9 protein-coding genes are annotated in these 11,638 nt (G+C 65.4%); 4 read left to right on the plus strand and 5 right to left on the minus strand.

All coding sequences use genetic code 11. The annotated features are described in order from the left end of the window. Nucleotides 1-150: 150 nt before the first annotated feature. From Q0877_RS14670 to Q0877_RS14685, 4 genes are all read right to left on the minus strand, one after another. Nucleotides 151-1,404 carry a trans-acting enoyl reductase family protein gene (locus Q0877_RS14670; protein ID WP_299169124.1) on the minus strand — a complete coding sequence of 418 codons (1,254 nt, stop codon included), beginning with the start codon at nt 1,402-1,404 and terminating at the stop codon, nt 151-153. A 76-nt stretch (nt 1,405-1,480) separates the two neighbouring features. Next, nucleotides 1,481-2,866 (minus strand): ATP-binding protein, encoded by a 1,386-nt coding sequence (locus Q0877_RS14675; RefSeq protein ID WP_299169125.1) that lies wholly within the window; start codon nt 2,864-2,866, stop codon nt 1,481-1,483. Continuing rightward, nucleotides 2,866-4,521, minus strand: coding sequence for an FAD-dependent oxidoreductase (locus Q0877_RS14680; RefSeq protein WP_299169126.1), 1,656 nt, complete (start codon nt 4,519-4,521; stop codon nt 2,866-2,868). The genes Q0877_RS14675 and Q0877_RS14680 overlap by 1 nt, the downstream gene beginning before the upstream one ends. Nucleotides 4,522-4,650: 129 nt before the next feature. Next, complete coding sequence (locus Q0877_RS14685) at nt 4,651-5,724, minus strand: alkene reductase (protein ID WP_299169128.1); 1,074 nt, start codon at nt 5,722-5,724, stop codon at nt 4,651-4,653. 95 nt (nt 5,725-5,819) lie between these two features. Between Q0877_RS14685 and Q0877_RS14690 the strand changes: the two genes are divergently transcribed. The 4 genes from Q0877_RS14690 (at nt 5,820) to xdhC (ending at nt 11,289) form a co-directional block, all read left to right on the plus strand. After that, nucleotides 5,820-6,233: a hypothetical protein gene (locus tag Q0877_RS14690; protein ID WP_299169130.1), complete on the plus strand. Its 414-nt coding sequence runs from the start codon at nt 5,820-5,822 to the stop codon at nt 6,231-6,233. Between the two features lie 334 nt (nt 6,234-6,567). Next, nucleotides 6,568-8,064, plus strand: a complete 1,497-nt coding sequence (locus tag Q0877_RS14695; RefSeq protein ID WP_299169217.1) for a xanthine dehydrogenase small subunit — start codon at nt 6,568-6,570, stop codon at nt 8,062-8,064. Continuing rightward, the gene (gene xdhB / locus Q0877_RS14700) at nt 8,061-10,448 is read left to right on the plus strand and encodes a xanthine dehydrogenase molybdopterin binding subunit (protein ID WP_299169132.1); all 2,388 of its coding nucleotides are present in this window, start codon (nt 8,061-8,063) and stop codon (nt 10,446-10,448) included. The genes Q0877_RS14695 and xdhB overlap by 4 nt, the downstream gene beginning before the upstream one ends. A gap of 1 nt (nt 10,449) precedes the next feature. Then, complete coding sequence (gene xdhC / locus Q0877_RS14705; RefSeq protein WP_299169133.1) at nt 10,450-11,289, plus strand: xanthine dehydrogenase accessory protein XdhC; 840 nt, start codon at nt 10,450-10,452, stop codon at nt 11,287-11,289. 56 nt (nt 11,290-11,345) lie between these two features. Here the strand turns inward: xdhC and Q0877_RS14710 are convergent, their stop codons facing one another. Then, nucleotides 11,346-11,633 (minus strand): DUF1905 domain-containing protein, encoded by a 288-nt coding sequence (locus Q0877_RS14710; RefSeq protein ID WP_299169134.1) that lies wholly within the window; start codon nt 11,631-11,633, stop codon nt 11,346-11,348. Nucleotides 11,634-11,638 lie beyond the last annotated feature (5 nt).

Below are 11,638 nucleotides of genomic sequence, written 5' to 3' on the forward strand. Positions count from 1 at the left end.
CCCGGCTACAACTGGTCGGGACACCCTGCCAGCAGGCCAAATAGTCCGTTGACAACATCATTGAGATTCCTACGGATAATGCGCCCCGCTTCGCAACGTCAACCGGCCCATGACCGGCTACACCCGCACAGCAATGATGTCGGCACTCCTCTACGGGTCGCTTGTTTCCTCCCAGGTGAGGGAAATGACCTCGTAGGTATGGCCTGCCGCGCGCAGCCTCTCAACCAGGACGTCGCCGAGGGCGGTCGCCGGGGTCAGCGATCCTGCCGCGGGCGGCAGGCGGTCGCCGTCGAGGGCAAGTGAGAGCGCTGTCTCCCCGGCCATTACGGCGGTGGCAGCGTATCCCGGGTCGCCGGGTCCGGCTACGACGGCACGATACCGCCGGCCGCTCTCCGTGGAAGCAGTCACCCGGGAACGGAACCAGCCTGCGCGCCGCGCGGTCTCGCTCGGGCCCGCACCGGGAGGCGGAAGGACGCGGTCCATTAGCTTTCTCGTGAAAGGTAGGGCCAGTGCGGCTCCGAACACCCGTAGGCCGAGCGCCGTCGCTCCGGCGATGACGGCGCCGGAGGGCCGCCGCCCCATACCCATCACCTCGCCGTACCGCAGGGACCGACCGTAGGCCCAACCCTTCAGGGCATTGCTGCGACGCACGATCCGCGAGTTCACTGACGCCATGATGAAGGGCGCGGTCCACAGGCCGTCTTCCGCACGGCCGACCCACCCCAGGTCGGCCGGCTGCCGGGTCGAGGGCTCCGCCGTCCGGCTCGGACTGAGGGAGTAGGGATCGCCGGCGAGTGATCGCAGTACAGGGTCCGACCGCATGCCGTCGAGCTGCCCACGCATCGACTCGATGGTGCCGCCGCTGAAGCCACCCTTCGCCCTGGCGACGAGCTGCACCTCGGTCAGTCCGCCCGCGCCGTCGGCCTCCGCGGTGCGGTGTAGGAGGAGCACTGCGAGGTCAGACGGGACGGAGTCATAGCCGCACGCATGGACGATCCGTGCACCGGTAGTCCTTGCCAGGGTGTCGCAACGGTCGGTAGCTTCACGGACGAAGGACACCTCGCCCGTCAAATCCCCGTAGTGGGTGCCGGCGCGGGCACACGCCTCGACGACGGGCAGTCCGTACTTCGCGTAGGGACCCACCGTGGTGAAGAGAACCCTGGTGCCCGCGGCCAGCGCAGCGAGCGAGTCCGGGTGATCCGAGTCGGCCTCGATGAGGGCCCAGTTGTGTGCGGTGACGGGCAGTCTGGACCGTACGGCCTCGAGCTTCACTCTCGACCTTCCGGCGAGCCCCACGCGCAGGTCCGGCGGAGCATGGTCCGCAAGATATCCGGCGATCAGTTCACCGACGAAGCCGGTCGCGCCGAAAAGGACGAGGTCATAGTCGCGCGGTGGGGCCTCCATGCCAGCAGTCTTCCACAGCAGCGGCCAGACCGACGCGGAGAAGTCCTACCTCTCCTGTAGCTGAAGCGCCCCTGAGTCAGGCCTGGACCAGCGGTAACCGCACCCGAAACACCGTCCTGCCGGGCACGGACTCGAAGTCGATCGATCCTCCGTGCCGTTCGACGACGATCCGCCGCGCGATGTCCAGGCCCAACCCCGTCCCTTTGCCCACGTCCTTCGTCGTGTAGAAGGCCTCGAAAGCCCGCTTCGCGATCGGGGGCGCGAGGCCAGGGCCGGTGTCGCCGATCTCGACGGCAACCCCGGCTCCGTCGCTGAGGGTCGCAACGCGCAGGGTGCCGACGCCTTCCATGGCGTCCACTGCGTTGTCGATGAGGTTGGTCCACACCTGGTTCAGCTCACCCGGGTAGGCGTCGATGGCGGGCAGGTTCGCTGTGTATTCGCGGATGATTTCGACGCCGCCGCGCAGCTTGTGACCCAGCATCACCAGGGTGCTTTCGAGGCCCTCGACTACATCGGTGTTCTGCCGGGAGCCCCGGTCCATTTGGGAATACGACCGGACCGCTGCGACCAGTTCCGAGACCCGGCGCGTGGATTCACGAACTTCCGCAAGCAGCTTCTCCATGGACACGGTCGCAGCCACCCATTCCAGGGCCGGCTCAAGGGCCCGTTCCGGAAACAACGACTCCGCACGGGTACACCACTCCAGGTCGGCCCCTGTGGCGGCGAGCGTCGGGCCGATCAGCCAGTCGCGTTCCACCTTCCGCTCAGAGAGCCAGTCGATCAGGAGGTCCTCCTGGTCGGCGAGGGCGAGCGCATCGGGAGCGGCCGCCGTCGTCGTGATTTCCTCACGCAAGGCTTCCAGCCCGAAGAACTGTTCCGATGTGATGCCTGTGTGCGTCAGGCGGCCAACGGATGCCAGCAGCGTTTGGGATGTCTCGTCCAGGGCATCCACCGCGCGGCTCGCCGCGGCGGCGGGATTGTTGATCTCGTGCGCGAGGCCGGCGGCAAGAGTGCCGAGCGTGGCCAGCGCTTCCCGCTGCCGTACCGTTGATTCGATCCGGCGCGCCGTCCCGTACAGGCCCTCGATAAAATGAACGCCGAAGGGGAACCACGCTTCGAAGAGCACCCGCAACCCCGTCGCGGGCACGCGAAGAACCCGCCCTTCCACGCTTCCGCGTCCGGTGGCGAGGTAGACGCTGCTCTGGTCCCAGGCGCGGAATCCGCCGGCCCAGCGCCCCGGCACGTCCATTTTCCCGACGACGGTGTCCTCCCGGCCGACATGGCGCACCAGCTGAAGGGCGCCCTCGAGCAGCACCCACCAGAAGTCCGCTGGCTCACCCTCCTCGAACAGGTTGCTGCCGGGTTCGATGGGAACTTCGGTCCCGGCATCAATGAGCTCAGCGAGCTGTGAGTCGTTGAGGCCGTTGAAAAGGCTGATTCCCCGGAGCTCGTTGACGTCCATCAAATTGTCCCCAGATACCGGTGCACCAAATAGACGGACATGGCACCCTCGCCGACAGCTGATGCCACCCGTTTCATTGAGTCGAGCCGCACATCTCCGGCAGCGAAGACGCCGGGGACGCTGGTTTCGAGCGCGAACGGCGCCCGCGTCAACGGCCAGCGCTGGGGATGACCGGGGTTGAGCAGGTCATGCCCAGTGACCACGAAGCCTCTGCTGTCGCGAACGACGTCGTCGCCAAGCCAGCTCGTGCGCGGTGAGGCGCCAATGAAGATGAAAAGCCAGCTTGAAGCGACCTCCTCCGTCAGCCCGGTGTCCCTGTCCTCGATTTCAAGGAATTCCAGGTGCCCGTCCCCGCGAACAGCCGTCACCTCGCTTCGGTAGCGGACCTCAATGGTGGGGGAGGAGGTGATGCGCTGAATGAGGTAGGAGGACATCGTCGCCTCAAGGGTGCCGGACCGGACCACGAGCACTACCCGTTGCGCGAAGCGGGCCAGGTTCAGCGCGGCCTGTCCGGCAGAGTTCGCTGCGCCAACCACGTAGACGTCGTCGCCCTCGCACTGGCTGGCTTCGCTCGCGTTCGCGCCGTAGTAGACGCCTCGTCCGCTGAGCGTCTCCACTCCTTTAGCTTCAAGCCGACGGTAGGACACCCCGGTTGCGATGATGAGCGCTCGTGCCTCGATGTCCCTGGAGCCAAACAGCACGGCGCGCACCTGGCCCCGGGATTCGAAACCCACGACGTCGTTAGCGAGTACCACCTCCGCCCCGAACCGGGACACCTGCGCCATGGCACGCTGGGTGAGGTCGGAGCCGCTCAAGCCCTTCGGGAAACCGAGATAGTTTTCGATGGCGGCGCTCTGGCCGGCCTGCCCACCGGGCGCCTCGCGCTCGACGATCACGGTACTGAGTCCCTCAGAGGCGGCGTAGACAGCAGACGCGAGACCCGCAGGCCCGCCCCCGACGATGCAGACGTCGTAGAGCGGACGGTCCGCGCGAGTGCGCAAACCCAGGGCGGAGGCCAGGTCGAGGGTTGAGGGAGACCGGAGCACCGTACCGTCCGGCAGGAGTACCAGCGGCAGATCCGCCGGCGTCGCTTCAGCAAGGACTCGCAGGCGCGCGGCCTCTGCGTCGCGCTCGATGTCGTGCCAGCGGTAGGGCACGTAGTTGCGGGCGAGGAAGGTCTTGATTTCGTGGCTGCGGTCAGACCATCGTGCGCCGACAACGCGCACGTCGGAAGTGTGATCCGGATTGGCCCGGCGCCAGTCATCCAGCAGGTCGTCTACCACGGGATACAACCGTTCTGCAGGCGGATCCCAGGGTTTGAGCAGGTAGTAGTCGAGTCCGATGTCGTTGATAGCCCTGATGGCCACATCAGTGTCCGCATACGCCGTCAACAGAAGTTGCTTTGCTCCCGGTGCATGCGGCCGGGCGCGCTCCAGCAGCTCGATCCCGGTCATCCGTGGCATCCTCTGGTCTGCTGCGATCAGCGCGACCGACTGATCCCGCAGTGCCAGCTTGCCGAGGACTTCCAGCGCTTCAGTGCCCGACGACGCCCGCAGGATCCTGAACTCGGGCCCATACCTGCTGCGGAGGTCCCGGGCGACCGCCGCGGAAACCTGCGGATCGTCGTCTACCGTCAGGATGCTTGGCTTCGTCATGACCGACGGTCCCTGGTACCAGCCATATGGCGTGACCCATCTGCTTAGGAGACCTAACGTGAAGCCTATCCAGAGCAGTTCCGCGAGTCCATGACTCTGCCCGTCTTGTTTGCAGTTCCCCTTACGGGATCATGCCGGCTGGTAGGCGGGGTAGTCGGTGTATCCCTCGGCACCGCTGGTGTAGAAGGTGGCCATGTCCGGTTCGTTGACCGGCAGGTTCTCCTTCCAGCGGTGCACCAGGTCCGGATTTGCGATGGCCGGACGGCCGACGACGACGGCGTCAGCAAGCTCGTTCTCGATCAGTGAGATTGCCTCGTCCCGGGTGGTCATGATGCTGAAGCCTGTGTTGAGCAGGAACGCGCCCTTGAACTGTCCGCGCAGCTCGCTCACCAGTTCCCCGGCAGGCTCCTTATGCAGGACGCTGAGGTACGCCAGCCCGAGTGGCGAGATGGCCTTCGTCAACAGGGAGTAGGTGCGGCGGAGGTCCTCGTGGTCCAGTTCGGTTGCGCCCTGGACGTTGTGCTCGGGAGAAATGCGGAGGCCCACCTTCTCGGCCCCCACGGCTTCGGCGACGGCCTTGACCACCTCGACGACGAACCGGACGCGGTTCTCCGGTGAGCCGCCGTATTGGTCGTCGCGCTGGTTCGCCGCGGGGGAGAGGAATTCGTGCAGGAGGTAACCGTTGGCACCATGCAGCTCAACGCCGTCGAAACCTGCCTTGATTGCATTGAGGGAGCCCTGGACAAACTCCTGCACAACGCCCGGAATCTCGGCTTCGGTGAGCGCGTGGGGGACCGGGTAAGGCTGCTTGCCCTTGTAGGTGCGGGTCATGCCGTCGATCGCAATGGCGCTAGGGCCGACGACGGTCCGCCCACCATTGGTGTCCGGGTGCGTAACGCGTCCGGCGTGCATGACCTGGGCGAAAATGCGGCCGCCCTCGGCGTGAACAGCGTCGGTCACCTTTGACCAGCCTTCGATTTGCTCGTCCGTCACGAGCCCGGGCTGACCCGGAAAACCTTGGCCTGCATGGCTTGGGTAGGTCCCCTCGCTGACGATCAGACCGAGCGATGCACGCTGCCGGTAATGTTCGACGACGATGGGTCCCGGAACGCCGTCTTCCCCGGAGCGGCAGCGGGTGAGGGGTGCCATCACCAGGCGGTTGGCCAGTTTGAGCTCGCCAAGGGTCATCGGGGAGAACAGCATGCGTAGGGTCCTTTCGCGGAAGCTTTTCACTGTAGAAAGCGCGGTTGCCGGGGCAACTATTCCGGGTGGGACGCGGATCACACTAGAGTCGCTGCATGGGGAAGCTTGTTGCAGGTTGTGCTGTTGCCCTGGTGTGCGTTGGAATGCTTTCTGGTTGCAGCCTTGCCCGTGGCGCGCCGGAGCGGGAAGAGGTCTTCGCCGTACAAGGCGGCGAATGTGCTGCCCGATGGTGGCTCGAGCCGTTGGTCGAAGAGGTACCTGATGAAGCCTCCGACGTCGCCGGTCGGGCTCTGACAGACGCTGTAGTATCCACGGCCGAGCTTGAAGAGTGGAAAGAGATCCTGCTCGACTCACAGTCGGACGACCGACCGATCCCCGGGCAGCGGCTCGAAGGTCTTGCCTATGTTGAGGTCGTCAGGGCCGCGGTGCGTTCCGAGTTGGCGGAGTCGGGTTATCCGGATGCTCCAACCCGCCTTATAGAGGTCTACTCTGACGTGGATTGCAGCTGATGTTGAGCGGAGCCTGTCATCCGAGCCCCACCTTCTCTGCATCAGCCAATTCAGTACGCTCCCACAGGTCGGACTCGCCTTCGTGGCCTGCGGCGCAAGCGCTGGATGTCGCCGCCACTGCCTCTCGGAGGCGCGCCAGCCGAAGTCGACTTTCTCCCGCCTCGCCAAGATGAATGGTGTTCAAGATTCAGTTCGCCTCTCTCCCGCATCGTGGAAACAAAGTTCCGTGCGGAGGGTGTACGCTAGATCACACCGAAACTACGTAACGAACAGTTTGACACGCTTCAGACAGTTCGGTTGGCGCGTCGGTCCGGTTCATACGGGAGCGTGAATGATGGACGGAATCAAGGTAACCGTCAACGGCAAAGTCCGGGACTGCAGCGGAACGAATCCCCACACTCGATTACTCGACTGGTTGCGGGACGAAGGGCTCACGGGATCGAAGGAAGGCTGCGCCGAGGGGGAGTGCGGCGCCTGCGCGGTCCTCGTAGCCCGCCCTGACGGAGCTGATCGCAGCCGGTGGACCTCGGTCAATGCGTGCCTCCCACCGGCACTGGCCTTCGACGGCCAGGAGATCATCACCGCCGAGGGGCTCGGAAACGTCTCCGATGCGTGTACACCGGAGGACCTTCACCCGGTACAGCGCGAAATGGCAGACCGCGGCGGCTCGCAGTGCGGCTACTGCACCCCCGGATTTGTCTGCTCGATGGCTGCCGAGTACTACCGACCGGAGCGTTCGCCCGCGCAGGAAGACAGGGAAACAGGAACCGCCGTCGTCGGTGAAGAGCACGCAACCGACCACGAATGCGGCCCCAACGGATTCGACCTGCATGCACTCAGCGGCAACCTGTGCCGCTGCACGGGCTATCGACCGATCCGCGACGCAGCCTACGCGTTGGAGGCACCCCTGGGCTCGGATCCGTTGTTGGACCGCCAGAACCGACCGGCTCCCGCTGCAAAGCACACACGGATCAGCGGTGAGGCGGAGTTCGTTCGCCCGCACTCGCTCGACGAGGTGCACCAGACGCTCCGCGACAGTTCGGACGTGAAGCTGGTTGCCGGCGCCACGGACCTTGGCGTTGAAGTCAATCTGCGGCATTCCCGCCCGCCGCTGGTCCTCGCCATCGACCGGCTTGAGGAGCTCCGGGGGCTGACGTTCGACGCCGATTCCATCGAGATCGGTGCCGCACTGACACTTTCCGAAGTTGAGCGAGCGCTCGACGGCCGGATCCCGCTGCTGGGTCACCTTTTCCCGCAGTTCGCCTCCCGCCTGATCCGTAACGCTGCCACTTTCGGCGGAAACCTTTCGACCGGCTCACCCATCGGCGACTCCGCGCCGGTATTCCTGGCGTTGGACGCGAGGGTGGCCCTCTCCTCCACAGACGGGGAGCGGGAAGTTCCGTTGTCCGAGTACTACACCGGCTACCGCCAGAGCGTCCGCAAGCCACACGAGATGCTGCGCGCCATCCGCATCCCGCTGCCGCTCGCCGAAAGCACCGCCTTCTACAAAATCGCGAAGCGGCGCTTCGACGACATTTCCAGTGTCTCAGTGGCCATCGCGCTGCAGCTCAGCGACGGGGTCGTACGTTCTGCACGCATCGGGCTGGGCGGTGTGGCAGCGACGCCGATCCGCGCCCTGGCAACGGAAGAGGCGCTGATCGGTCAACCCTGGACGTCCGACACGGTGGCGGCTGCCGCCGTCGTCATGGCGGGTGAAGGAACGCCGATCGATGACATGCGGGCAAGCTCGCTCTACCGTTCGGCAATGCTGAGGCAGGCGCTGCTGAGATTCCATGCCGAGAACGCTGAAGAGCTGGAGGCGGCCAAGTGAAGTCACTGTCGGAACGCCCCGTAAACCCTGTGGTCGGTGTTTCCGTATCCCACGAAAGCGCCGCCGCCCATGTCACCGGTACGGCTCTATATACGGATGACCTGATTGTCCGCAATTCCAACGTCCTGCATGCCTGGCCGGTTCAGGCGCCGCACGCCCACGCCCGCATCGTCGGCCTGCGCACCGAGCCCGCGCTGGAGGTTCCGGGCGTGGTCAGGGTACTGACGGCGTCGGACGTTCCGGGCGTCAACGACGCCGGCATCAAGCACGACGAACCGCTCTTCCCCAGCGAAGTGATGTTCTACGGCCACGCCGTGTGCTGGGTGCTGGGGGAGTCGCTGGAAGCGGCGCGGCTCGGGGCGGAAGCTGTGGAGGTCGACTACGAGACGTTGCCGTCGCTGATCACCGTCGAGGAAGCCATCGCGGCCGAGAGCTTCCAGGGGAACCGCCCGACTGTTGCCCGCGGTGAGCCGGACAAGGCGCTCGAGAACGCGGCGCACCGGTTCAGCGGCGAGTTCCAGTTCAGCGGGCAGGAGCATTTTTACCTCGAGACCCATGCGTCCTTCGCGTACATCGATGAGGCCGGCCAGGTGTTCGTGCAGTGCAGCACCCAGCACCCTTCGGAGACGCAGGAAATCGTTGCGCATGTGCTGAACCTGTCCAGCCACGACGTCACCGTGCAGTGCCTCCGGATGGGCGGCGGATTCGGCGGCAAAGAGATGCAGCCGCACGGCTGGGCGGCCATTGCGGCGCTCGGTGCCACCCTCACGGGGCGGCCTGTCCGGTTGCGGCTGAACCGCACCCAGGACATCACCATGTCCGGGAAGCGACACCCCTTCCACGCGCGCTGGGAGGTAGGGTTCGACGACGACGGTCGCCTCCAGGCGCTGAAGGCCACCCTCACGAGCGACGGCGGGTGGAGCCTTGACCTCTCGGAACCCGTGCTGCAGCGCGCGCTGTGCCACATCGACAACGCGTATTACATCCCGAACATCGAGGTGAACGGCCGGATCGCGAAGACCAACAAAACCTCACAGACCGCGTTCCGCGGCTTCGGTGGTCCGCAGGGGATGCTCGTGATTGAGGATTTGCTTGGCCGGTGCGCGCCGTTGTTGGGGCTCGATCCGAGTGAGCTTCGTCGTCGTAATTTTTACGAGCCGGGCCAGAGCACGCCGTATGGGCAGCCGGTGCGGCACGCCGAGCGGCTTCAGGCTGTCTGGCAGTCGCTGACTGACCGGGCTGATATTGCCCGGCGCCGAGAAGAGATCGCGAAGTTCAATGCCACGCACCCGAATGTAAAGCGGGCGCTCGGCATGACCCCGGTGAAGTTCGGCATCTCCTTCAACCTCACCGCATTCAACCAGGCCGGCGCGCTGGTGCACGTGTATAAGGACGGGTCGGTGCTGATCAACCACGGCGGCACCGAAATGGGCCAGGGCCTGCACACCAAGATGCGGCAGGTGGCTGCGACGGCACTGGGGGTGCCCCTGTCCTCGGTGAGGCTGGCGCCGACGCGGACGGACAAGGTGCCCAACACGTCGGCGACGGCGGCCAGCTCCGGAGCGGACCTCAACGGCGGTGCGATCAAGAACGCGTGCGAGCAGATCAGCTCACGGCTGGCGGAAGTCGCCGCTCGGAAGCTGAACATCCACCCGGACGATGTCCGGTTCGACGACGGCAAGGTCACCGGCATCGGCTTCCACGATTCGGCGATGACATTTGCGGAGTTGGCGCGCGATGCGTACTTCCAGCGGGTTTCCCTGTGGGCGGCAGGGTACTACCGGACCGAGGGTCTGCACTGGGACAGCTCCCGCATGCAGGGCGAACCGTTCAAGTACTTCAGCTACGGCGCGGCGCTCGCCGAGGTGGAAGTGGATCGCTTCACGGGTGCCTACCGGCAGCTGCGCACAGACATAGTGCACGACGTCGGTGACAGTCTCTCGCCGATGATCGACGTCGGGCAGATTGAGGGTGGCTTCGTGCAGGGTGCCGGCTGGCTCACGCTCGAAGACCTGCGCTGGGATGCGTCCGAGGGGCCCAACCGCGGGCGAATCACCACGCAGTCCGCCAGCACCTACAAGCTGCCGAGCTTCTCGGAGATGCCGGAGGAGTTCAACGTTCACTTGTTTGAGCGGGCGACCGAGAGCGGCGTCGTCTATGGCTCGAAAGCTGTCGGTGAACCCCCGTTGATGCTGGCATTCAGCGTGCGTGAGGCCCTTAGGGAGGCGGTTGCCGCCTTCGGGCCGGGGAACTGTGAGGTGGACCTGGCCAGCCCGGCCACTCCGGAAGCCGTGTTCTGGGCGATTGAGCGGGTGTCCGCGCCGTCGTCGTCCTCCTCCTCCTCGGGTGACCTCGTCGCCTCCGCTCCGCGTTCAGCGCAGTGACATGGACTGGTTGGAGGCTTTGCAGCGCCTGAGGTCCTCGGGCCAACCGGGGGTGCTGGCGACCGTGTCTGAGGTGCGAGGGCATTCGCCCCGGGAGGTCGGGGCGAAGATGCTCGTCGGGGCGTCGTCCACCTGGGGAACGGTGGGCGGCGGGAACCTTGAAACGACCGTGATCGACCGGGCGCGGGAGATGATGGCGGGCGGCGTTTCAGCTGCCGAGAACGTCGAGTTTTCGCTCAGCGAGCATGCGGTGACGCAGCATGGTCGGCAATGCTGCGGCGGGAAGGTCCGGGTGTTGCTTGAGCCGTTCCTGTCGTTGCCCACTGTGGCGGTGTTTGGTGTCGGGCATGTTGGGTACGAGCTCGGGCGGGTGCTCTCGCGGCTGCCGATGAATCTGTACCTGGTGGATAGCCGGGCGGAACAGTTGCTGCCGGAGCGGCTGGCCGAGGTGACCTCAGGTGTGGCGTCCGTGCACCCGGTGCATACGCCGGTGCCGGACTCGTTCCTGGGCGAACTGCCGGCCGGTGCGCACGTGTTCATCATGAGCCACGATCACTCCGAGGATTTCCTGCTGTGTGATGCCGCGCTGCGGCGCGGGGACCTGGGCAGTGTTGGGCTGATCGGTTCGAAGGCGAAGTGGTCGCGGTTCCGGCAGAAGCTGGCGGCGGAGGGGTATGCCGAGCCAGCGATCGGGCGGATCCAGTGTCCGATCGGGTTGCCGGAGGTGACGGGGAAGGCTCCGGCTGTCATCGCGGTAAGTGTGGCGGCGGATCTGTTGCGGCGGCTTTCTTCACCTTCATCGACTCAACCAAATCGGAGGGTGCAGCCCGGCGCGACGTAAAGTCCAAGCCGAGTCAGCGGGGCTTGTAAGCGCTGGACGTGCTCGACGTCAGCTCGTCAGGCGTCAATCGACAGCGCAACCGTCACCGTGTCGCCGTCGTCGATTTGCTCGTCCTTCCGGACAAAGTCCTTGATCGGGACGATGTAGCCGCCGTTCTTCGGAAACAGCGACGTGGTCCAGGTGGTACCACCGATTGTCACCGACGCGGGAATCATTCCCCAGCCGTAGCTGACGATCTTCGACACCGCCCGGACCTCCACGCACTGAAGGTCCGGCACCGTAACAAAGTGATACGGCGCCGGACCTCTCCAGTACCAAATCTCTCCCTTGAAGCTCAGTTCCACGGGGC

Source organism: uncultured Arthrobacter sp., from assembly GCF_947495145.1.
Classification (GTDB): Bacteria; Actinomycetota; Actinomycetes; order Actinomycetales; family Micrococcaceae; genus Arthrobacter_D.

Bases quoted from the DNA above. Each gene is read 5' to 3' on its own strand.
- Q0877_RS14670 (WP_299169124.1), bottom strand. From the start codon at position 1,404: ATGGAGGCCCCACCGCGCGACTATGACCTCGTCCTTTTCGGCGCGACC.
- Q0877_RS14675 (WP_299169125.1), bottom strand. From the start codon at position 2,866: ATGGACGTCAACGAGCTCCGGGGAATCAGCCTTTTCAACGGCCTCAAC.
- Q0877_RS14680 (WP_299169126.1), bottom strand. From the start codon at position 4,521: ATGACGAAGCCAAGCATCCTGACGGTAGACGACGATCCGCAGGTTTCC.
- Q0877_RS14685 (WP_299169128.1), bottom strand. From the start codon at position 5,724: ATGCTGTTCTCCCCGATGACCCTTGGCGAGCTCAAACTGGCCAACCGC.
- Q0877_RS14690 (WP_299169130.1), top strand. From the start codon at position 5,820: ATGGGGAAGCTTGTTGCAGGTTGTGCTGTTGCCCTGGTGTGCGTTGGA.
- Q0877_RS14695 (WP_299169217.1), top strand. From the start codon at position 6,568: ATGGACGGAATCAAGGTAACCGTCAACGGCAAAGTCCGGGACTGCAGC.
- xdhC (WP_299169133.1), top strand. From the start codon at position 10,450: ATGGACTGGTTGGAGGCTTTGCAGCGCCTGAGGTCCTCGGGCCAACCG.